The 23819-nt window shown below is 36.6% G+C and carries 21 protein-coding genes and 1 tRNA gene; 12 read left to right on the top strand and 10 right to left on the bottom strand.

Translation table 11 applies throughout. The annotated features are described in order from the left end of the window. Nucleotides 1–69 precede the first annotated feature (69 nt). From rimO to AC4HCY_RS12935, 10 genes are all read left to right on the top strand, one after another. Nucleotides 70–1401, top strand: a complete 1332-nt coding sequence (rimO, locus tag AC4HCY_RS12980; RefSeq protein WP_491094390.1) for a 30S ribosomal protein S12 methylthiotransferase RimO — start codon at nt 70–72, stop codon at nt 1399–1401. Further along, nucleotides 1385–1927: a CDP-diacylglycerol--glycerol-3-phosphate 3-phosphatidyltransferase gene (gene pgsA / locus AC4HCY_RS12975; protein ID WP_491094389.1), complete on the top strand. Its 543-nt coding sequence runs from the start codon at nt 1385–1387 to the stop codon at nt 1925–1927. Before rimO ends, pgsA begins: the two co-directional genes overlap by 17 nt. 12 nt (nt 1928–1939) lie before the next feature. Continuing rightward, nucleotides 1940–3184 (top strand): competence/damage-inducible protein A, encoded by a 1245-nt coding sequence (locus AC4HCY_RS12970; RefSeq protein ID WP_491094388.1) that lies wholly within the window; start codon nt 1940–1942, stop codon nt 3182–3184. A 151-nt stretch (nt 3185–3335) separates the two neighbouring features. Beyond that, complete coding sequence (gene recA / locus AC4HCY_RS12965; protein WP_323430971.1) at nt 3336–4373, top strand: recombinase RecA; 1038 nt, start codon at nt 3336–3338, stop codon at nt 4371–4373. A gap of 67 nt (nt 4374–4440) precedes the next feature. Further along, on the top strand, nt 4441–4896 hold the full coding sequence (locus AC4HCY_RS12960) for a regulatory protein RecX (RefSeq protein WP_323430972.1): 456 nt from the start codon (nt 4441–4443) through the stop codon (nt 4894–4896). A 130-nt stretch (nt 4897–5026) separates the two neighbouring features. Next, the gene (gene rny, locus AC4HCY_RS12955; protein ID WP_491096121.1) at nt 5027–6565 is read left to right on the top strand and encodes a ribonuclease Y; all 1539 of its coding nucleotides are present in this window, start codon (nt 5027–5029) and stop codon (nt 6563–6565) included. 113 nt (nt 6566–6678) lie between these two features. Then, nucleotides 6679–7449 carry a TIGR00282 family metallophosphoesterase gene (locus AC4HCY_RS12950; protein WP_491094387.1) on the top strand — a complete coding sequence of 257 codons (771 nt, stop codon included), beginning with the start codon at nt 6679–6681 and terminating at the stop codon, nt 7447–7449. 88 nt (nt 7450–7537) lie between these two features. After that, the gene (locus AC4HCY_RS12945) at nt 7538–7798 is read left to right on the top strand and encodes a stage V sporulation protein S (protein ID WP_255227408.1); all 261 of its coding nucleotides are present in this window, start codon (nt 7538–7540) and stop codon (nt 7796–7798) included. 117 nt (nt 7799–7915) lie between these two features. Further along, complete coding sequence (locus AC4HCY_RS12940; protein ID WP_323430974.1) at nt 7916–8749, top strand: PHP domain-containing protein; 834 nt, start codon at nt 7916–7918, stop codon at nt 8747–8749. Nucleotides 8750–8777: 28 nt separating this feature from the next. Next, nucleotides 8778–9980, top strand: coding sequence for a pyridoxal phosphate-dependent aminotransferase (locus AC4HCY_RS12935; RefSeq protein ID WP_491094386.1), 1203 nt, complete (start codon nt 8778–8780; stop codon nt 9978–9980). A gap of 125 nt (nt 9981–10105) precedes the next feature. On the opposite strand, the gene AC4HCY_RS12930 is transcribed toward AC4HCY_RS12935, so the two are convergent. Further along, nucleotides 10106–10181 (bottom strand) — tRNA-Trp (locus tag AC4HCY_RS12930). Nucleotides 10182–10650: 469 nt separating this feature from the next. Here AC4HCY_RS12930 and AC4HCY_RS12925 point away from each other — a divergent pair. After that, nucleotides 10651–11619, top strand: coding sequence for a tyrosine recombinase XerC (locus AC4HCY_RS12925; RefSeq protein WP_323430975.1), 969 nt, complete (start codon nt 10651–10653; stop codon nt 11617–11619). A 41-nt stretch (nt 11620–11660) separates the two neighbouring features. Here AC4HCY_RS12925 and AC4HCY_RS12920 read toward each other — a convergent pair whose 3' ends face one another. Next, a complete protein-coding gene (locus tag AC4HCY_RS12920) occupies nt 11661–11924 on the bottom strand; it encodes a hypothetical protein (protein WP_323430976.1) in 264 nt (87 codons plus the stop codon). 87 nt (nt 11925–12011) lie between these two features. Beyond that, nucleotides 12012–12323: a cell division suppressor protein YneA gene (gene yneA / locus AC4HCY_RS12915; protein ID WP_323430977.1), complete on the bottom strand. Its 312-nt coding sequence runs from the start codon at nt 12321–12323 to the stop codon at nt 12012–12014. A 159-nt stretch (nt 12324–12482) separates the two neighbouring features. Between yneA and lexA the strand changes: the two genes are divergently transcribed. Continuing rightward, a complete protein-coding gene (lexA, locus tag AC4HCY_RS12910) occupies nt 12483–13103 on the top strand; it encodes a transcriptional repressor LexA (protein ID WP_323430978.1) in 621 nt (206 codons plus the stop codon). A 57-nt stretch (nt 13104–13160) separates the two neighbouring features. Here lexA and AC4HCY_RS12905 read toward each other — a convergent pair whose 3' ends face one another. From AC4HCY_RS12905 to miaB, 7 genes are all read right to left on the bottom strand, one after another. Then, nucleotides 13161–15068: a type I glutamate--ammonia ligase gene (locus AC4HCY_RS12905; protein WP_491096119.1), complete on the bottom strand. Its 1908-nt coding sequence runs from the start codon at nt 15066–15068 to the stop codon at nt 13161–13163. Nucleotides 15069–15236: 168 nt separating this feature from the next. Continuing rightward, a complete protein-coding gene (locus AC4HCY_RS12900) occupies nt 15237–16532 on the bottom strand; it encodes a methionine gamma-lyase family protein (protein ID WP_323430787.1) in 1296 nt (431 codons plus the stop codon). A 15-nt stretch (nt 16533–16547) separates the two neighbouring features. After that, nucleotides 16548–16802, bottom strand: coding sequence for an RNA chaperone Hfq (gene hfq, locus AC4HCY_RS12895; protein ID WP_255227400.1), 255 nt, complete (start codon nt 16800–16802; stop codon nt 16548–16550). 102 nt (nt 16803–16904) lie between these two features. Beyond that, the gene (gene miaA / locus AC4HCY_RS12890; RefSeq protein ID WP_323430788.1) at nt 16905–17849 is read right to left on the bottom strand and encodes a tRNA (adenosine(37)-N6)-dimethylallyltransferase MiaA; all 945 of its coding nucleotides are present in this window, start codon (nt 17847–17849) and stop codon (nt 16905–16907) included. Nucleotides 17850–17859: 10 nt separating this feature from the next. Further along, nucleotides 17860–19650 (bottom strand): DNA mismatch repair endonuclease MutL, encoded by a 1791-nt coding sequence (mutL, locus tag AC4HCY_RS12885; protein WP_323430789.1) that lies wholly within the window; start codon nt 19648–19650, stop codon nt 17860–17862. Between the two features lie 19 nt (nt 19651–19669). After that, on the bottom strand, nt 19670–22279 hold the full coding sequence (mutS, locus tag AC4HCY_RS12880; RefSeq protein WP_323430790.1) for a DNA mismatch repair protein MutS: 2610 nt from the start codon (nt 22277–22279) through the stop codon (nt 19670–19672). A 79-nt stretch (nt 22280–22358) separates the two neighbouring features. Continuing rightward, entirely contained in the window at nt 22359–23807 is a 1449-nt protein-coding gene (miaB, locus tag AC4HCY_RS12875) for a tRNA (N6-isopentenyl adenosine(37)-C2)-methylthiotransferase MiaB (protein ID WP_491094385.1), read from the bottom strand. Between the last annotated feature and the right edge of the window lie 12 nt (nt 23808–23819).

Raw genomic sequence — 23819 nt, 5'->3', positions numbered from 1 at the left:
TTATATTTTGACTAACAATCATTGCTGTATTATACTTTACATAGTTGAATTAAGGAGAGATGTTTATAAATGTATGTTGCGATGGTGTCATTAGGCTGTGCAAAAAATCTGATAGATTCTGAAGTGATGATAAATATTTTAAAGAAGGATAAATATGAGGTTATTGTTGACCCTGATTTAGCTGATGTAATAATCATTAATACATGCGGTTTTATTGAAAAAGCTAAACAAGAGTCTATAGATACAATAATACAGATGGGCCGATATAAAGAATATGGTAAATGCAAGGTGCTGATTGCAGCAGGCTGCCTATCTGAAAGATACAAGGATGAATTATTGGACGAGATGCCTGAGCTTGATGCTATTATAGGAACCGGAGATTATAAATCTATATCGGAAGTGATTGAGCAAACATTGAAAGGCAAAAAAATATCCATGCATGGCAATCAAGAAAAAGTTGACATAGATACACTGGATAGATATGTTTCTACAGAAAAGCATACTGCATATCTAAAGATAGCGGAAGGATGCGACAATAGATGTACTTACTGCATCATACCGTCACTCAGGGGCAAATATAGGAGCAGGAAGCTTGAAGAAATTATAAAGGAAGCTGAAGCACTTGCTTTAAACGGAACCAAGGAATTAATAATAATAGCCCAGGATACATCCGTTTATGGAAAAGATCTATATGGAAAGCTTATGCTGCCGATACTCTTGAAGGAGCTTGCAAAAATTAAAGGGGTGGAATGGATACGGTTGATGTATGCATATCCCGATGAATTTAACGATGAGCTTATTGAGGTCATGGCCCAAGAAAAAAAAATATGCAGATATATCGACATACCAATTCAGCATGGGAGCAACAAAATACTTAAGCTGATGGGAAGGCACACAACCAAAGAGAAAGTTCTTGAGCTCATATCTAAATTAAGGAAAGCGATGCCGGATATAACTATACGTACAACTTTTATTGTAGGCTTTCCGGGAGAAGACGAAGAAAGCTTTGAAGAATTAGCTGATTTTATAAAAAGTACAGAATTCGATAAAATGGGAGTTTTCACTTACTCAAGGGAAGAGGATACTCCCGCTTACAATTTGCCCTATCAAGTTGAGGAAGATATAAAGCAAAAAAGGCAGGATATCCTTATGTCTTTGCAAATGGATATTTCGCTGAAGAAGAATAGAGGCTGTGTAGGAAAGACACTTAAAGTCCTGGTAGAAGGCTTTGAAGATGGCCGATATATAGGCAGGTCATATAGGGATGCGCCGGAGATTGATGGCTTGGTGTTTTTTACATCGAATAATGATATCAAAATGGGTAGCTTTGCTGATGTATTAATAACCGATGCCGCTGACTATGATTTATTAGGGGAGAACGCAGATGAACATAGCAAATAAAATAACAGTTTTAAGGATAATATTGATACCGGTTTTTATGCTGTTTATGCTGATCGATATTCCATATAACATGGAGATAGCCCTTGTCATTTTTTTAATAGCGTCGCTTACAGACAAACTGGACGGGTATTACGCAAGAAAATATAACTTGATAACTGATTTAGGAAAGTTTCTAGATCCATTAGCCGATAAGCTCCTTGTTTCGGGTGCTTTTCTTATATTCATTGAATTGGGCAGAATAGAAGCATGGATTGTTTTTATAATATTAGCAAGAGAATTTGCTGTTACCGGTCTTCGAGGCATAGCTGCCAATAAAAATATTGTAATAGCCGCCAGTAATTTAGGCAAATTTAAAACTGTAATACAAATTATTACTATTGTAATGCTATTTTTGAACAATTATCCTTTTAGTCTTATAAATATCCCTATGGATATAGTCTTTATATATCTTTCTCTATTTATTACTGTTGCATCGGGAGCAGACTATTTTGCAAAGCATATAAAAGCCATGGAACATAATGTGTGAGAGGTAGTAAAAATGAAATGTGAAATAATTGCAGTAGGCACTGAACTGCTGTTAGGCGATATTGTTAATACCAATGCCCAATATATATCGCAAAGGTTATCAGCTTTAGGAATAGACGTATATTACCAAGTTGTTGTCGGAGATAATTTAGGAAGATTGATAGAAGCAATAAAACTGGCAGGAAGCAGGTCTGATATCATAATCACCACAGGCGGCTTAGGGCCTACGGATGATGATATCACAAAATTAGGCTTATCAAAAGCTTTAGGCGTAGAAATGAGATTGGATAAACCATCACTTGAAAGGATCAGGGATCAGTTTAAAAGATATAAAACCTCTATGCCCATAATAAATGAAAGACAGGCATATGTGCCGGATGGAAGCAAAGCAATAAAAAACAACAATGGCACTGCTCCGGGAACCATAGGGGAATATGACAATAAAATTTATATTGCACTTCCCGGACCTCCTAAAGAGATGATCCCCATGTTTGAAGAAAAGGTAGTACCGTTTTTAAAGAACAAATCGGATCATATCATTAAATCTCATACTTTGAAAGTAATAGGAATAGGCGAACCGGCTATTCAGGAATGCCTCGGAAAAATAATAACAGAACAAACAAACCCGACAGTCGCACTCTATGCAAAAGACGGAGAGGTTCAAATAAGGATAACTGCAAAAACACAGGATCCTTATTTAGCAGATAAAAAAATAGAAGACATCGAAGGTCAGATACGTAATATCCTGGGTGCAGATATTTATGGACGCGATGAAGATACTCTTGAATCAACAGTCAATCGATTGCTTCGAGACAGGAAAAAAACGATAGCTTTTGCCGAGTCTTGCACAGGAGGCTTGATTTCCAGCAGATTTACCGACATACCTGATTCATCGGTTAGTTTCCTTAACGGAATAGTGTCTTATAGCAATGAAGCTAAAATTAATATGCTCGGTGTAAATAGGGAGACCATAAATAAGTATGGTGCCGTTAGCATGGAGACGGCAATGGAGATGGCATCAGGAATTAAAAAAATTTCCAATACGGATATCGGTATGTCTATAACAGGAATAGCAGGACCGGCAGGCGGCAGCGAAACAAAACCTGTAGGCTTGTGCTTTATTGGAATAGCTCTTGACAGCGGGGTGAAAAGCTATTCTTATATTTTTAGCGGAAACAGATTTAAAATCAAATGGCAGGCCAGCACAAAGGCTCTGGATATTCTCCGCAGAACGATATTAGGCATTGAGATTAAATAAACATAGTCAAATGACCCTAGGTTGCGACCCACGTACCTAAAAAAATGCTTCGCATTTTTTATAATTGACTTAGATTAGAAATTAATATATAATTATATAAGAACAAATGTTCGTATAGAAGGAGGTGCAGCAGGCTAGCCTGCGATCGCTTATGAATGATAAGAAGAAGGCTCTGGAAGCTGCTATTAGTCAAGTTGAAAAACAATTTGGCAAAGGTTCAATCATGAAATTAGGAGAAAATACTAAGCTGAATCTGGAGTGCATATCTACAGGCTCCTTAGACTTAGATATTGCCCTTGGGATTGGTGGAGTGCCAAGGGGGAGAGTCGTAGAAATATTTGGGCCGGAATCTTCGGGAAAAACTACCGTGGCTTTGCATATTATAGCTGAAGCCCAAAAGAATGGCGGTGATGCGGCCTTTATTGATGCGGAACACGCACTGGATCCTATTTATGCAAAAAAACTTGGTGTGGATATAGATAATCTGATAGTATCACAGCCTGATACAGGTGAGCAAGCTTTAGAAATTTGCGAAACTTTGGTTAGAAGCGGTGCTATCGATGTAATAGTGATAGATTCGGTTGCCGCGTTGGTACCTAAAGCTGAAATTGATGGTGATATGGGTGATGCACATGTAGGTCTGCAGGCCAGGTTGATGTCACAGGCTTTAAGAAAATTAGCCGGTGCTATTAACAAATCTAACACAACGGCAATTTTTATTAACCAGCTTAGAGAAAAGGTTGGAGTAATGTTTGGAAATCCGGAAACTACACCCGGCGGAAAAGCCCTAAAATTTTATGCCTCTGTCAGGATGGACGTGAGAAGGGTTGAAACGATCAAACAGGGTAATGACATGGTAGGCAGCAGAACCCGGGTAAAGGTGGTAAAGAATAAGGTTGCACCTCCCTTTAGACAAGCAGAATTCGATATCATGTATGGAGAAGGAATTTCAAAGGAAGGCAGCATTTTGGATGTGGCAGTTAACAATGATATAATTCAGAAAAGCGGTGCTTGGTACTCTTACGGTGACATCAGACTCGGTCAAGGCAGGGAAAACGCTAGGCAATATCTGAAAGATAATCCGGAAGTTACCGGAGAAATCGAAGCAAAAGTCAGAGAGGCCAATAACTTGGGATTGACAAAGATTAAAGTATCTTCAGAAGATGAACCTGCAACAACAGAAGATTAAACAAATATTATATTAGCGCATAGGGATAAGCCAATGCGCTAATATAATATTTTTGCGGAGGAATATCATGGACTTTAACAAAGCCTATAATTACTGTATCAGACTCCTATCAATCGGAGATAGGACTTCATATCAAATAGTGCAAAAATTAAAACAAAAAAATTATTCAGATGATGTAATCGATGAAACCATAAGTAAGTTAAAAGATTATGGATATATTAATGATGTGAAATATGCAGAAAGATGGATTGAAGACAAGTCAAGCCAACCCGGTATGAGCAAGAAATCCATGTACTATAAATTGATACAAAAAGGATTGGATAAAGAGCTTTTGAATAATATATTTAACGAGATATCTATAAATGATTATGATACCGCTTTGGCTTCTGCACAAAAAAAGCTTAAATCATTAAAAGGTGACTCAAAAACAAATAAAGTTAAACTTTTTTCATATCTTGCAGGCAAGGGATATAGTGCAGATACTTGTAATAAGGTGATCGTTGAACTGTTATATGAAGACTAAATTTCCAGCAACTTGACAAAAAAAACTAAAAGATATAGAATTATTTTGATATGGTGTATCAAAGGAATTATACAAAATAATAATGGTCTTAGATAATTTCATATTGAAAGACTAAGGAGGTGAAAATACTATAACTACAATAAATACTGTTATAAGTATAGCAGTTGGGTTAGTTTGCCTTGTTGCTGGGTATTTTATTAGGAGATTTATTGCTGAGTCAAAGATTAAAAATGCAGAGGAAGCAGCAAAAAAGATAGTAGATGATGCCCAAAAGGATGCGGAGACAAGAAAGAAAGAAATTTTGCTGGAAGCAAAAGAAGAGATTCATAAATCAAGATCTGAATTAGATAGAGAGATTAAGGATAGAAGAAATGAAATTCAGAGAATAGAGAGAAGACTTCTGCAAAGAGAAGAGCTTTTTGATAAAAAGGTTGAGGCTGTTGAGCAGAGAGAAGAGATAATAAGCAAAAAGCAAAAAGAAATTCAGAAAGTTCATGATGAGGTTCAGGAGTTATATAATAAACAGCTAAAGGAACTGGAACATATATCAAACTTGTCATCCGAAGAAGCCAGGCAATTGCTTCTGAATGATATTGAGAAGCAAATCAGACATGAAGCTGCTATAATGATTAAAGACATTGAAACGAAAGCGAAAGAAGAAGCAGATAGAAAGTCAAAGGAAATAATAGCATATGCTATTCAAAAAAATGCAGCCGATCACGTAGCAGAAACAACTGTTTCTGTAGTATCATTGCCAAATGATGAGATGAAAGGCAGAATAATTGGAAGAGAAGGAAGAAACATTAGGACATTAGAGACTCTTACAGGAGTTGACTTAATCATTGATGATACACCGGAAGCCGTTATTTTGTCCGGTTTTGACCCGATAAGAAGGGAAATTGCCCGCGTAGCTTTAGAAAAGCTGATAATTGACGGCAGAATACATCCAGCCAGAATTGAAGAAATGGTTGAAAAGTCAAAAAAAGAAGTTGAGAATTATATCCGAGAACAAGGAGAGCAGGCTACCTTCGATACAGGAGTACATGGCTTGCATCCCGAGCTCATAAAATTACTTGGCAGGCTTAGATTCAGAACAAGCTATGGACAAAGCGTGCTGAATCATTCCATCGAAGTATCCCATTTAGCTGCAGCTATGGCCGCTGAATTAGGAGCTGATGTAAATCTTGCGAAAAGAGCAGGTTTGCTGCATGATATAGGTAAGGCAGTAGACCATGAAGTTGAAGGTCCACATGTACAAATTGGCGCTGATTTGGCAAAGAAATATAAGGAGTCTCCAGAAGTCATACATGCTATATTAGCCCATCATGGTGATGTGGAAACAAATACTGTGGAAGCAGTGCTGGTTCAGGCCGCAGATGCGATTTCTGCAGCAAGGCCCGGTGCCAGGAGAGAGACATTAGAGTCCTATATAAAGAGACTTGAAAAACTCGAGGAAATAGCAAATTCCTTTGATGGAGTAGAAAAATCTTTTGCAATTCAAGCCGGTAGAGAAATAAGAATTATGGTAAAACCTGAGGATATAAGTGATTCTGAGATAGTTTATATCGCCAGGGACATAGTTAAAAGGATAGAGGATGAACTTGAATATCCCGGTCAAATAAAAATAAATGTGATCAGAGAAACAAGGGCAATTGAATATGCAAAATGAAAAAAGAACGGTCTTAACCGTTCTTTTTAAAATATGCCTTATATATAATTATTACATAATGGTATAATACTTATTACATAAGCAGCGACAATATTCTTGAGGAGGACAGTAAAATGGTCGTATTATTTATTGGCGACATATTCGGAAGAACAGGAAGAAATTTAATAAAAGAGAATCTGTCAAGAATTAAAGAGGAGAATTCCGTTGATTTGATCATTGCCAATGGAGAAAACAGCGCCGGCGGCGTAGGCATAACAAAGGAAATATATGAAGATTTGCTCAGCTATGGAATAGATGTTATCACTTTAGGAAATCATGCATGGGCACAAAAAAAGATTTTTGACTTTATTGATGATGCAGACCGGCTGGTAAGGCCTGCAAATTATCCGCTGGGAACCCCCGGCAAGCCTTATGTAATTGTAGAAGTAAATGGCCGCAAAGCAGCAATCATCAATATGTGCGGAAGGGTATTTATGGATTGCATTGAATGCCCATTCAAAACGATTGACAGTCTCCTCTCTGAGATAGGAGATAATGTGGAAATAAAAATACTGGATTTTCATGCAGAAGCCACTTCAGAAAAAATTGCCATGGGCTGGTTTCTTGATGGCCGTATTACAGCTGTATTAGGCACTCACACTCATGTGCAAACCGCTGATGAACGCATACTGCCAAAAGGCACAGGCTACATAACTGATGTAGGGATGACAGGGCCTTTGAATTCTGTGCTCGGGGTAAAAAAGGATATAATAATTAAAAAATTTATATCAAGTCTTCCGGGAAGATTTGAAGCTGAGGAAGATTCGGGACAAATAAATGCAGTTTTGCTAAGAATTGATGAAAATAATCATGTAAGCCACATAAAACGACTAAATTTAGTATAAATAGCTATTAAAAAAAGGATTTTCACATTATATGTAGAATATTTTGGATGTATTACTAAATATATGTGGTTTTAAGGGGGCATTATAAATGGAAGTATTAAAAGTATCTTCAAAATCTAATCCCAATTCAGTTGCCGGAGCTCTTGCTGGGGTATTAAGGGAAAATGGCGGAGCAGAAATTCAGGCTATTGGTGCCGGGGCTCTTAATCAAGCAATAAAGGCAGTAGCGATAGCAAGAGGCTTTGTAGCACCAAGCGGCATGGATTTGGTATGTGTGCCTGCATTTACTGATATAGACATTGAAGGAGAAGAAAGAACAGCTATAAAGCTGATAATAAACTCCAGATAAACAAAAATATACTTGAAATAGCAAGAGCACTTTTAAGGTGCTTTTGTTTTTGAATCAAATTATTTTATATTAATTCTTTCATAATTAGGGTATAATGCTGTAATAGAGGTGTCTTATATGGAATATGCTGATTTACACATACATACTGATGCATCGGATGGACTTTTGAGCCCTTCAGAAGTAGTTGATTGGGCCTTTAAAAAAAGGTTGCGTGCGATAGGCATAACTGATCATGATACGGTATCGGGCATAGATAATGCAATTAAAAGCAATAGTGCGCCTGATAAATTAGAAATTGTTCCGGGGATTGAGCTCAATACCGAATTAGATGGAAAAGAAATTCATATGCTTGGTTATTACATAGATTACAATAATCCTTGGTTTTTAGAAAATCTGAAAAGAATGCAGAAAGCAAGGTATAATCGGGCGGTTACAATGATTGAAAAATTAAATCATTTAGGGATCAATATAAATCTAAAGCAGGTAGAGGAAATATCAAAGGGCAGCAGTATAGGACGCCCTCATATAGCTCGGGCTATGGTGGAGAAAGAGTATGTAAACAGTATGGCAGGTGCCTTTGAAAGATATATCGGAATAGGCGGCCCTGCCTATGTTGAAAGATTCAGACTCACAACGGAAGATGGAATAAATATGATTAAAGAAGTCGGCGGAATTCCAGTTTTAGCTCACCCGGGCCTTATTGCAGACAGAAAAGCCATAGTAAAAGTTTTGAATTTAGGTGTAAAAGGCATTGAGGTATATCATCCAAAGCATGATCCGGATATTGTAAAATACTTATTTTATATGGCCAAGGAAAGAAAGCTGCTGATGACCGGGGGAACAGACTGCCATGGAATAAAACAAAACGGGCAGCCCATTATGGGAAGCATAACAATTGATTATACTAAAGTTCTGGATCTAAAAAGAGCTGCAGATCTGGCAAAAAAGTAAAAATTTATTCACAGCTGGAGGTTTTAAAATGCAATTAAAAATTTCTGATAAAGCAGATAAGATTAATCCATCGTTAACATTAGCCATTGATTCGAAGCTGAAACAGATGATTTCTGAAGGTATAAAGGTTTATGGCTTCGGTGCCGGAGAACCCGATTTTGATACTCCCGAATACATCAGAAAGTCTGCAATAGAAGCAATTAACACTGGTTTTACCAGATACACTGCTGCTCAGGGAACTTTAGATTTAAGAAAAGCCATATGTGCTAAATTGGAAAGAGAAAACAGGATAAAGTATAACCCCAATGAAATAGTGGTATCCAGCGGTGCCAAGCATTCTCTGTCAAATGCATTTGCGGCAATCTTAAACCCGGGAGATGAAGTAGTCGTTCCTGTCCCTTATTGGGTCAGCTATACTGAGATCATCAAGCTGAACGGCGGTATCCCTGTTCTGGTTAATACAAGGGCGGAAAACGGCTTTAAAATGACAAAGGAAGAATTGGAAGGCGCCATAACGGGTAAAACAAAAGCTGTGCTGTTAAACACCCCGAATAACCCTACAGGCTCAGTGTATGGAAGAGAAGAGCTTCGGTCCCTGGCAGAGGCCGCCCTAAAGAATAATATATACATAGTATCTGATGAAATCTATGAAAGATTGACCTATGACAATACAGAACATATCAGCATTGCTTCTTTTTCTGAGGATATAAGAAACATAACGATACTCATCAATGGCATGTCAAAGGCTTATGCGATGACAGGGTGGAGATTGGGATATGCAGCATCAAACGAAAGAGTAATTAAGGCTATGTCCAGCATCCAGAGCCATGCTGTGTCACATCCCTGCTCGATTACTCAATATGCTTCAACAGCAGCATTAAATGGTCCTCAAGACGAGGTCAAAGCTATGGCATTGGAATTTGAGAAGAGAAGAGATTATATGTATCAAAAAATTAATTCTATCAGGTATTTGAACTGTCAAAAACCTCAAGGAGCATTTTATGTTTATGTAAACATATCTGAACTTATGAATAGAGAATTATCTGGGGTAAAAATCCATTCTTCAATAGATTTAGCATGGGTGCTGTTAGAGAAGGCCAATGTTGCTGTAATTCCCGGAGCTGCTTTTGGTACTGACAGTTACATCAGGTTATCTTATGCCACTTCAATGGATACTATTGTAAAGGGCTTGGATACTTTAGAGAATTTTTTAAATGATAATCTAATATAAAAAAGAGAGGCAAAGAGTAGGAAAATTTTTGAGCGAAATAAAAAAAGGCTCCGTACTAACTTAGTACTGCCTTTATTTAATAAAATATTTCTGTTTGGTTTTTGTAAGGCTTTTGATTTGTAAAATGGCAGGGGCAGCAGGACTTGAACCCGCAACCAACGGTTTTGGAGACCGCTACTCTACCAATTGAGCTATACCCCTAAAGACAATATCAATTATATAAAAAAAGTGAGAGTATGTCAATAGCTGTACGCAAGAAGATTCAATATAGTTATGATTGTTAGCCAAGTCTGGTGATAAAGGGCAATCAAAGATATTTGACCTATTTAAATGGATTTTAAGGGGCTTTTATTTGCATGGTAATATATTTGCTCTATGATAACGGAATTTGTCATTAAAATGGAAATTTGGGCCTGTAGCAATAAAACGCCCCAAAATATGCTTGAGAATAGCTTAGAGAAAATTATACAAGATATTTTTATATTTTTAAATCAGCTAAGGAAATTTTTATTTTTCTGTGGATTATAAGAAAGCATTATAAGAAATTCAATGGTTTATAAAAAATTATGATAGAACAAGAAAATATGCAGGAAAACCCTCTCTTTTCGTCGAATATCTAATTGCGCTAAATATACATTTCGCGCAATTAGATAAAAAGAGAGGTAGAAATATGAGTGATCTTCCTATTTTAGCCAAAGATTTTTTAGAATACATGGAAACCATTCGAGGTAAGTCCAAAAAAACTATTCAAGGCTATTCTTATGACCTTACACTGTTTTTTAAATACATGAAGATAAAAAGGAATATCGTTACCGGTGATATGGATTTTGAAGAGATAGTCATAAATGATATCGATAGCTATTTCATGAGAACTATTGGATTAAGCGATCTGTATTCTTTTATATCCTATGCTGCCAATGAAAGAAATAATTTAAATTATGCCAGGGCCAGAAAAGTAGCATGCCTCCGTTCCTTCTTTAAATTTCTGCACACAAAGGCCAAGATTATTGATGATAATCCGGCTTTAGAGCTTGAGCCTCCAAAGATAAACAGCCGGCAGCCTGTGTACTTGTCTTTAGAGGAAAGCAAGGTTCTGTTAAAAGCCGTAGAAGGGCCATATAAAGAAAGAGATTATGCTATTTTAATGCTGTTTCTAAATTGTGGTCTAAGATTGTCGGAACTTGTAGGTATTGACTTGGATAAAATCAGCGGTGATACGCTGAGAGTTATCGGCAAAGGCAATAAGGAACGTACAGTTTATTTAAATGATGCATGCATAAAGGCTCTGGAAGCTTATATGAAGATTAGAATTGCTGAAGAAGTGAAGGAAAAAGATAAAAAAGCTCTTTTTATCAGCAGGCTTAAATCAAGAATCAGCCCAAGGACCATCCAGGAAATTGTTAAGAAATATATAAAAAATGCAGGACTTGACGATAATAAGTATTCTCCCCATAAGCTCAGACATACCGCTGCCACTCTTATGTACAAATACGGAAATGTAGATATTAGAGCATTGCAGCAAATACTTGGTCATGAGAGTGTAGCTACCACCCAGATTTATACTCATATCGATGACGACAGGTTAAGGCAGGCAGCCAGGTCTAATCCTTTGTCTAAGGAACAGCAGGAAACCGAATGATTTACATAATATATATTATGTAAATCATTCGGCTCATTTAGTCATTTTTTATTGATATCTACACTGTAAGGCTCATTATATTTCCATTGATTTTCTAAATCTTCCGGCTGGTATTCTTCAGCCTCTTTCCAGTCTTCTTCCATTATTATGTCATCTATATCAATTCCGGTATAATCTGCATCATCTTCTATGCATTTGCAGCAATTATCACATATTTTATTTTTATCCAGATCACAGATATTGCATTCTCCGCATTCTATGCAATATCTATCATAAAGCACACATTCTTTATTGAAGGCAGCCAATAGTAAACGCTCCTTTATTAAAATATTATATGAATTAATATATCATAAAGCATTTGAATAGTAAACCACTCTACTGCCATTAAAATACTATTTATTGTATATCGGCATATATATAAGCTGGCCAGGTTTTATATTTATTGATTGCAGGTTGTTATATTCTATCACTTCATCTATGTATTCTCTTATATCCATTCTATTGCTGACATATTTTTTAGACAATGACCATAATGTATCGCCGCTGCTTACGTAGACAGCATCTGTTTTTACTTCGGATGCTCTCCCGGCATCTACTTTAAAGGAATAAAAAACTATAAACGCAAGCACCAATATAGTTGTTAAAAATAAGTAAAATCTTTTTTTGCTAACTATTCTATACTTTTTGTGTTTCAAGCTTTCCATGACTGATTCCTCCTCCAAAAGAACATATGTTCTATTTATATAATAATCGAACATATGTACGATGTCAATATATTTACGAACATTTGTTTGATTTTTATATTATATTTTGTTATAATCAGAATATAAATTACATAATTATTTTAAAGGTTGTGAATATCTATGAATATAGATGATCTTAGCAGCAAACAAATTGAAGTTTTAGATTTTATAAAAAAAGAACTGGCCTCTAAGGGTTATCCTCCCTCTGTAAGGGAAATATGCGAGGCTGTAAATTTGAAATCTACCTCAACTGTTCATGGTCATTTAGAAAGACTCGAAAAAAAGGGGTTCATCAGGCGTGATGCAACCAAGCCAAGAGCTATAGAAGTATTGGATTCAAACAGCTTTATGTTCCCTCGGAAGGAAATGGTTGAATTGCCTATAGTGGGTAAAGTCACGGCAGGTCAGCCTATATTGGCTCAAGAAAATATTGAAGATACTTTTCCTATACCCATGGAATTTGTAGGAAATGATGTATCATTTATATTGGTTATAAAAGGTGATAGCATGATCAATGCAGGCATTCTGGATGGAGACTATGTAATAGTCCTAAAGCAATCTCATGCCAATAATGGAGATATCGTAGTCGCACTTATTGATGATGAAGCCACTGTTAAGCGCTTTTATAAAGAAAAAGGGCATTTTAGATTACAGCCCGAGAATCCTGTTTATGATCCTATTATTACAGATAACCTATCAATAATAGGTAAAGTCACAGGAGTGCTGAGAAAAATAAAGTGAGATGATAAATAAGAAAGGCTTCTATTAAAAATATTTCCAATAGAAGCCTTTCTTATTTTAATCTATATCTATCAAATTTTTCTTATATAAGTTATATTCATTCTTTAGTTCACTGATTTTATTACTCAACTCAAGTTGAAGCAAAGAAAGTTTTTCTATATTATTGTTTGTCGCTGCATCTTTTACTCTTGTAATAAGAGATTTTTCACCTATGGTATCCTTCACGAGATAATGGCGCAATTCGTTTATCTTATACCAATGGCGAATATCCATATCAGCAGCTTCGTGCACCTTATGAATTTGCTTGCAGGATCTTACAAAATCGATATTTTCCGGTATGTGCCTGTTTAGTATTTCTGTAATCCATCTTGTAAGCGATGCTTCTACAAAGCTGTCTATTATTGGCTGACTCATTACATCATTATGCAAGAGAACTTTGGATTTTTCCGGATATTTTTTAAAGCTTATCATATTTTCGTATACTGTTACAGGGTGAACGCCAAAAAGCTTTTCTCTTTCTGCATCTGAATATTCATCATAAATGTTTTTTTCGCTAATGTATTCCCTATCCTTGTTTAAATAAAATTTATCCTCACCCTTTGTTTTTTTCAAATTGCTATACATCTGGTTTAAAGAATAACCTCCGCCGGCTGCCGCTTTAATTCCATCTATCATGGATTGATATGCTGCCGCAATTGATAAATAAGAATTTGTCATAGGGTTTGGAGAACGTATTTCGAACCTTGTCGCAAGAGGATTATCCATATCGCGTATTAAACCGATCAGGACAGTCCTGTTTCTAGAAGGTGTATCCACATGGTGCCCTAATGACGCTACTATGCATACAGGAGCCTCAAAGCCGGGTTTTAGCCTATTCAATGAATCTATGGTGGGAGATATAAATGGGTTTATAACTTCATAATTATTCAGCAGGCCCATTAGGGCACCATATCCTATTTTATTTAAGAAGCTTTCCTTTATATCTTTCGGGGAGAATAAATTAACTGTACTGCCATCATTGAGTCTTGCTGCAACCCCTATGTGGGTATGCTTGCCGCTTCCTGCCACTCCTTCTATGGGCTTAGCCTGAAAGGTGACTTCAAGGCCATTTTTTCTGAAAACCTCTTTTATTATAGTCCTGACAACCAGGTCGTTGTCGGCGGCTTGCAATGAGGTAGAGTATTTCCAGTCTATTTCAAGCTGCTCCATTATATGCGTCAGGTTTCCCGAGTCATCCAGCTTGGCCTTTATTCCTCCGACTTCTTTATGGCCCATTTCAGGATGAAGTCCATATCTGTCCATGAGCAATAAGGATTGCTCCATTGATGTTCTGACAGATCCCTTAGTCCTTTTCCAGTATTGCTCATGCAAAACCTGGGATGCAGATAATGCTTCTATATCAGCTTTATCATTAGGTGTTTTTACCCAGAATTCTAATTCGGTAGCTGACGTAAGAATTATTTCATTTATATCCTCTGATTTTATTGTCGTTCCTTCCAACAAATCTGGATTTTCTTTTATGATTGCCAATAATGAATCTGAGAAATTGATGATGGCTCTTTTCAAAATAGAGCGGGAATCCACTGCAATCCCACTATGATATAAAAAAGAAGGTATTCGCAATGTACCTACAGGTTTATCGATATTGCCATCTATATGTTCAAAATTATAATCTACATACCAATTTGAATTCAGATCTGCTACAATATCAACCTTACCGTTATTGAGTGTAGCTATGCCAGGCATAACAACGCTGGAGCCGTCAGTTTGAACTGCCCCGCTTAAAAATTCATCAGTGTTGCTTAAAAAGTTTTTAATAGGTATCTTCTCATCTGTATCATTTCCGGACAAATCTATACCCATGAGAGATATAAATTTTACTTCTGGATGACCCTTTATCAATTGAACAAGCTCATCTTTGGTCATTGTGTATGGTTTAATTAAAAAGAGAAGAGCTTCTTCCAATACTTTAGACAGACAGTTCAAAATATGCACCTCCGATATTATATTTTGATTTACAAGAACCGTTGCTTTAAATTCTTCAATAAAACCTTTTTATTATAACACCACTTAAAATCAATGTAAATAAAAAAATATGCATATCACTGCATATTTTTTATTATAATAGGATGTTTATTCTAAATTAATAAGGTTTTCTTTCAGCAGCTCCTGTATGGCAAATAGTATGCCTATTTTGGCATGATCGTAAGTTATGCCTCCCTGCAAATATGCTATAAATGGTGGTCTAACAGGCGCATCAGCGCTTAATTCAATAGAGGAGCCCTGAACAAACCCTCCTGCAGCCATTATCACCTCATCATTATATCCGGGCATACTCCAAGGCTCAGGCGTTACAAAGGAATCGACGGGAGAGCCGGATTGAATTCCCCTGCAAAAAGATATGAGGGTTTTTCTATCATTGAACTTTATGGCTTGAATAATATCGCTTCTGTCTGAATCAAAGCCCGGATTTACCTCATATCCAAGATCTGAAAAAATTTTAGAACAAAATACTGCCCCTTTAACAGCTTCCGATACTATATGGGGAGCTAAAAATAATCCTTGAAATAATAATCTGGTAATGCCTAGAGTTGCTCCGCATTCCTTGCCAATGCCCGGAGCTATCAATCTGTCTGCTGCCATTTCTACATACTTTGCTTTTCCGGCCACATAACCTCCTGTAGGCGCAATGCTGCCTCCGGGATTCTTTATGAGCGAGCCTGCTATTATATCTGCGCCCTTTTGTGTTGGTTCGTAGAAATCCAGGAATTCGCCATAGCAATTATCAACCATGCAGCAGATTTGCGGGTTTAAGGATTTAACAAAGCTTATCCCTTCTTCAATATCTTTTAAGCTCAGTGATTTTCTCCATCCATAGCCTGTAGATCTTTGTATCAATACTAACCTGGTTTTTTTATTTACACTTTCCCTTATTGCTTCAAAGTCAAAGCTTCCGTCATCCAGTAAATCCACTTGCCTGTATGATATATTGTGGTCCCTCAAGCTTCCCCTCATAGGACTGTCAATACCGATAATGTTATCTAAGGTATCATAAGGCTTTCCGGTGATTGCAAGCAATTCATCCCCTGGTCTCAAAATACCAAAAAGGCAAAGTGACAAGGCGTGAGTGCCCGAAACTATGTTAGGCCTTACCAATGCATCTTCACAATGGAATACATCTGAATATATGATATCTAATGCATCTCTTCCTGTATCTCCATATCCATATCCTGTAGAATAATTGAAATGAGTGTCGCTCAATCTATTTTTTCGCATGCTGTCCAGAACTTTATATTGATTATATTCTCTAATCTCCTCAATGATAGAGAATTGATCCTTTATTTCCTTTTCACACTTATCTGCAAGACCGATAATCCTATTGTCAATCTTGAGTGTATTCTTTAAATAATCCTTAGTAATACTGTGCATTCTTTCACCATGCGATCATTTGCTGATATTCTCAGCAGATCTATCAGTAAAAGTAAAATTTACAGGCTTTTGAGGTATTAAAGTTGATACTGCATGCTTGTAAACCAATTGTTGTTTTCCATCTCCGTCTAAGATAATTGTATAATTATCAAAACCCTTGACTGTCCCTTTTAACTGAAAGCCATTTACAAGATAAATAATAATGGGTGTATGTTCTTTTCTTACTTGATTAAGAAAAACATCTTGCAAATTTATTACTACTTTATTCATCTTAACCCCTCCAATAGTAAAATAATTTAATTATCCTATATATATGAAAAGAAATTTTTTCCTCTGCCATATATATTATTATAATAATAACTGATATTTATTCTATATCAAACTAATTTTTCCTGCAGTATACCTTATTATATTTTCCAATATATAATCTAAAGAAAAATGATTATCCATATCTATCCAAAATACTCTTTCATCATTTCTAAACCATGTAAGCTGTCTTTTTGCAAAGTGCCTGGTGTCTCGCTTCAATTTATCTACAGCTTCATCCAAACCGTATACACCTTCCAAATAGTCTATAATTTCCTTATATCCTAAGGCCTGAAGAGCTGTATGATTTTTGCCGTAGCCCATTTCAAGCAATTTCTTGACTTCTTCTACCAAACCGTCTTGAATCATCTGATCTACCCTGCTGTTTATTCTATCATATAACCTGCTTCTTTTCATATTTAAGCATATATAGGCATATTCATACTTGCAGGGCTGCTGTTTTGACAGCATCTGAAAATATGAAATAGGCTTACCCGTATGCTTATAAACTTCCAGAGCTCTGATAACTCTCTTGAGGTCATTCGGATGAAGCTTATTATATGATGCCTCGTCTGCGTCCTTCAACAGGCTATGGACATACTCATTGCCCTTTTCAGCAGCAACTCCCTTCATTTTATTCCTATAATCTTCATCAACTATGGAATCTGTAAAATCTAAATTATCAAGGAGCGAATTTATATATAGCCCTGTTCCTCCTACAACTATAGGCAGATTCCCCCTCAAATTTATATCATCAATATATCCTTCTGCTTTCTCTTTGAATAATGCTGCGCTGAAGCCCTCATCAGGGTATAATTCATCTATCATGTAATGTTTTATGCCTTCCATTTCGTCATTGCTTATCTTAGCGGTGCCAATATCCATATACTTATAAACCTGAGCAGAGTCTGCGGATATTATTTCACCGGATAACTTTTTTGCGATCCGCAAAGCAATGCTGCTTTTTCCCACGGCAGTAGGCCCGGCTATTATACATAATTTCTGCTTCAAATCAATCACCTTATACTATTCTCTTAAATTTCTTTTCTATCTCGGTTTTATTCATTGTTATTATTGTGGGACGTCCATGAGGACAAGTATAGGGCTGCTTTGTATTAAACAGCTTGACGATCAGTTCTTCGATCTCTTTGGCCGTCAGGTTATTACCTGCTTTTACCGCAGTTTTGCAGGCAATCTGTATTATAGTTTTTTCATATATAATAGAAAAATCATTTTTATAATCATCGATCGTGTCCAGCAGCTCAGATATCACGAAGCCGGAGCAGGGCTGGCCCAGTATTATAGGCACTTGCCTGACAGCCAAAGAATTTTCTCCAAAAAACTCTATATCAAAACCCAGGTGATTCAGCACTTCAAGCCCTGCTTCTGCCAGATTCTTCTCTTTTGGAGTAAGTTCTATTATCACAGGCATTAACAGCGGCTGCTGATCAATATTTCTAAGCTTTGCCTTGTTCATCAGCTCTTCATAGACTATTCGCTCATGAGCTGCATGCTGATCTATCATCATGAAACTGTCATCTTTTTGATATATTATATAAGTGTTAAACAACTGCCCAATCACCTGGCCCGTTGATAAAAGCTCCTTGTCTTTCATTGCTATAGGCTGGGACTTCAGATCAGGCTTAGAGTCCCATATATAGCTGCTTGTATGTTTATTGGGAATTTGATTTATTTCAAAGCTTTTTTCCGGGGAATCCGTGGGAGCTGATGTATAAGGCCTATAATCCTTAATATCATCCAGCATGCTCGCTTCTTTTATGCTAAAGCTTTGACTATCCTTAAAGCTTTCTGTATATACTGTCTCATTGCTGCTCAATGTCTGATTTAAAGAATAATAAACTAAATTGAAAATACTCCTATCATCGGAGAACTTTACCTCTGCCTTGGCAGGGTGGACATTTACATCTATTCTATCCGGTTCGATGTCGATATTCAATATTGAAACTGGAAACCTGTTATTCATCAAAAAAGATTTATATGCTGTTTTAACAGCTTCTTTAAGCATGTTGTTCTTAATAATTCTTTTATTGATCGAAAATATCATATAGGTCGAATTGCCCTTAGAAAATTCAGGCTTAGATATATATCCGTTGATGGACAGCAGCTCATTGGAGTAACTCACCGGCAGCATCATTTTGGCTGCCTTCGTGCCGAATATGCATTGTATGACTGAAAGCAGATCCCCGTTTCCCGGCGTATGAAATATAATATCATCATTCACTATATACTTTATTGCCACATGAGTATTGGAAAAAGCAATTTTCTCTACTGTATCAGAAATATAATTAAGCTCGGTTTTATCGCTTTTTAAAAATTTAAAGCGGGCCGGCGTATTATAAAATAAGTTTTTCACCTTAATGCTAGTGCCAATAGAAGTGCTTATTTCCCTGTTTTCAATTATTTTACCGGATTTAATCACTATTCTGCTGCCCAACGTATCTTTTTCCGACTGACTTTCCAGCTCGATATTTGCTACGGAAGCAATACTGGACATCGCTTCACCCCTAAAGCCAAGGGTTCTCACCGTCATTAAATCATCAATATCTTTTATTTTGCTGGTCGCATGCCTTTCAAATACATGCGGCAGGTCATCATGCATGATACCGGTTCCATTATCAATAATGGAGATTAACGACTTCCCTGCATCTTTTATATCGATAGTAACTGATGTAGCCTCAGCATCAATTGAATTCTCCACTAATTCCTTAACCACAGAGGCAGGTCTTTCAATTACTTCACCTGCAGCTATTTTATTTATAGTATTTTCATCTAGTAAAATTATTCTACCCATGTTTTCCTCCATAGCTTAATTAATTATACAAGTGCTTCGCCTTATCTTTAAGCATATTGATCTTATTCAAGGCCTCGATCGGTGTCAGGTTGTCTAGATCAATATTTTTGATCTCCTCAGCCAGCTGATAAATGCTGTAGTTAAAAAGGTTGATCTCTTCCTCTTCCTTTGCCCTTTTTACTTTTTTGTTTTTCTGCTTTCCGACAACCGTTATCTTAGTGTTTTCCTCAGACTTATCCAGAACCTCTAGGATATCATAAGCCCTTTCCAGTATTTCTTCAGGAACACCGGCCAGCCTTGCCACATGTATGCCGTAACTTCCACTGATGCTTCCTCTTTTTATCTTGCGCAGGAAAATAATATCTTTCCCCTTTTCCTCAACGGCTATATAATAATTTTTGATTCCGGGCAATTTGCTTTCCAATTCCGTCAATTCATGGTAATGTGTAGCGAACAAGGTTTTACATCCCAGTTTGGTCTTGTCTGAAATATATTCCACAGTAGACCAAGCAAGGCTTAAACCGTCAAAAGTGCTTGTACCTCTTCCGATCTCATCTAAAACAACTAAGCTCTTATCTGTTGCGCTATTGATTATGTTAGCAAGCTCTGTCATTTCCACCATAAATGTGCTTTGGCCGGAGGCAAGATCATCAGAAGCCCCAACCCTGGTAAAAATTCTGTCTACAACACCTATTTTAGCATAAGATGCAGGCACAAAGCAGCCTATTTGAGCCATCAAAACGATGAGGGCAATTTGCCTCATATATGTAGATTTTCCGGCCATATTGGGGCCTGTTATTACTAACAGCCTGTTATCATCGCAATCCAATAATGTATCATTAGGTACAAAGCCGCCTTTAATGTTCTGAGCCTCCACCACGGGATGACGCCCATCTTTGATTTCTATCTCTCCATGGCCTCCTATCACTGGTTTTATATATCCGTTTTTTTGCGATACCTCAGCATATGAGCATAAGCAATCAAGCGTTGCAAGCAGTTGAGCGGTTTCTTGTATTCTGCCTATATGATTTCCAATCTCTTCTCTTATCTTTACAAATATTTCATATTCCAGTTCAATCAGCTTTTCATCTGCATGCAGGACCGTTTCTTCCAGTTCTTTCAGTTCAGGGGTTATATATCTCTCTGCATTTGATAAGGTCTGCTTTCTGATATAATCCTCAGGGATATTTTCAATATTAGATTTTGTAACTTCAATAAAATAACCGAAGACTTTGTTATAGCCTACCTTTAAGGATTTTATTCCCGATCTCTGCTTTTCCCTTTGCTCTAATTCAATGATCCACTGCTTGCCGTTTGAAGATGCTTTTTTGTATTTATCGATCTCCTCCATATAGTTATCCTTTATAAGATTACCCTCCTTAAGGCTGAAGGGAGGATCTTCATTTATAGAAAGGTCAATGATTTCATATAAGTCTTTTAAGTCGTCAAAGGCCCTGCATATTTCATCAAGCATAGAGTTCTTAAAATTTGAAATAATGGCTTTTATGTATGGCAGATTAGTCAAAGAATTCTTAAAGGCAATCAAATCCTTAGCGTTTGCTGTTCCTAAAGCTATTCTGCTTCCCAAGCGTTCTATATCATATATTGAATTTAAATATTCTTTTAATTCCTCCCGCAATAGAAAATTGTCCAATAGCTCGGAAACAGCATCCAGTCTTTCATTTATTTTTTCAACAAACAAAAGCGGCTTTTCCACCCATTGTCTAAGCATCCTGGCTCCCATAGAAGTATTTGTCCTGTCCAGAACAGACAGGAGCGAGCCTTTTTTGCTTCTCTCCCTTATAGTTTCACAAAGCTCCAGGTTTCTTCTGGTGTTCTGATCTAAAACCATATAATTTGAAATGTTATAAGGCTTGATTTTATTTATGTTATACAGAGAATTTTTTTGTACTTCATCCAAGTACAATAAAATAGAGCCTGCAGATTTTATTGATGCTTCGCTTTCCAGCCCAATGCCCTCAAGCGCCTCTATATTAAATTGTCTTTTCAGTCTTCCGGTGCATTCATCTAACTCATAATACCTCTTATCTAAAATCGTTGCAGTTTTATATAACTCTTGAAGCTTTTCATTCTCGATGTTTAACAGCATTTCTGACGGGTTTATCCTATTTATTTCATCAATTGCCATGCTCCATAGCTTTTCTTCCGTAACAGTAGCAAAGAACTCCCCTGTAGATAAATCAATATATGACAATGCAATATGATGGCTTGAAACATAAACGGACATCAAATAGTTGTTCACTTTATCATCGAGCATGAGACTGCTGGTTATCGTTCCCGGAGTAATAACTTTAATAACTTCGCGTTTAACTATACCCTTAGCTAGTGCGGGATCTTCTACCTGCTCACAAATGGCTATCTTGTAATTATTCTCTATAAGCTTTCTAATATACGCATCCGCTGCATGATAAGGTATGCCGCACATAGGAGCTCTTTCTTCCATGCCGCAATCTCTTCCTGTGAGAGTAATTTCTAAAACTCTGGATGCTGTTATAGCATCTTCAAAAAACATCTCATAGAAATCTCCAAGCCTAAAAAAGAGAATTTTATCCTTATGTTGATTTTTAATCTCCATATATTGCTGCATCATTGGTGTCAATTGTGACATGTCCCCACCTCTTTCCTAATATATCAATTATATCAAAAAAACAGACATATAAAAGCTCTATTATAAAAACAACCAGAGATTAACTCCGGTTGTTTTTGGTTTCTATCAGCTCGCCGTTTAATGACCAAGAAAATATATCAGTAATTTTTACATAAACCAAATCGCCTATTTGTGCTTTATCCCCTTTAAAATTGACGATTTTGCCGGTTCTGGTCCTCCCTGTCATTATATCTTTATTGGTTTTGCTGGGGCCATCCACAAGAACCTCATAAACATTATCCTTATAGTCACCATTTATCTCTCGGGAAATTTTATTTTGTACTTCTACCAGCTTATCAAAATTTATATGCTTTCTCTCTTCACTGATCTGGTTTGCCAGTTTTGCCGCAGGAGTACCTTCTCTTTTTGAGTATATAAAGGTAAATGCTTGATCAAATCTGACCTTTCTAACCACATCAAGGGTTTCTTCAAAGTCTTCATCGGTCTCTCCGGGGAAACCAACGATGATATCTGTCGTCAATGCTATGCCGGGAATTGCTTTTTTAACTTTGGCAACTTTTTCAAGATATTCTTCTTTACTATATACCCTGTTCATAGATTTCAATACTCTGTCGCTTCCAGCCTGGAAAGGCAGATGCAAATGCTCGCATACCTTATCACATTCTTTCATTGCCGTTATCAGCTTATCTGATATATCCTTGGGATGGGAGGTCATAAATCTGATCCGCTCTATGCCTTTGATCTCGTTAACTTTATATAAAAGATCCGCAAAATCAAAGTTTATATCAAGATCTTTTCCATAAGAGTTTACATTTTGACCTAATAGCATTACTTCTTTACATCCATCATAAGAAAGCCTAGATAGCTCATCTATTATATCTTCCGGATTGCGGCTTCTCTCCCTTCCCCTTACGTATGGAACTATACAATAGGAGCAGAAATTGTTACAGCCATACATAATGGTAATCCAAGCTTTATGCTTTTCATCCCTCTCTATAGGAAGATTTTCCACTATGACTCCGTCAGAGTCCATTATATCTATAAGGGTATATTTTTCATGCAGAGCTTTTTCAAATAACTCAGGAAATTTATATATATTATGAGTTCCGAATATCAAGTCTACATGTTTATATTTTCGCTTTATCATATCCACAGCGTGTTTTTGCTGCATCATACAACCACATATGCCGATTACCATTCCCGGCTTTGATGCTTTTAAATTTTTTAAGGCACCAATATTTCCATATAGCTTAAACTCTGCATTTTCTCTCACGCAGCAAGTGTTAAACAGAATAACATCTGCCTTTTCATTATTATCAGTATGTGAATAGCCCATGCTTTTTAATATACCCTTTAATTTTTCAGAATCCGAATTATTTTGCTGACAACCATAGGTAATAATTCGGGCATATTTTATCTTCCCTGTATTATTATATTCGTTAGCATTATTTGCTTTTATTCTTTGAGCAATATCATTTTGTCTCATCAACTCTTCAGTTGAAATATGAGTGTTTTCTTTTTTTATCATAAAATATCTACC

The sequence above is a fragment of the Lutispora sp. QWL-02 genome (assembly GCF_058315355.1).
This window is presented reverse-complemented; position numbering and strand designations above follow the sequence as displayed.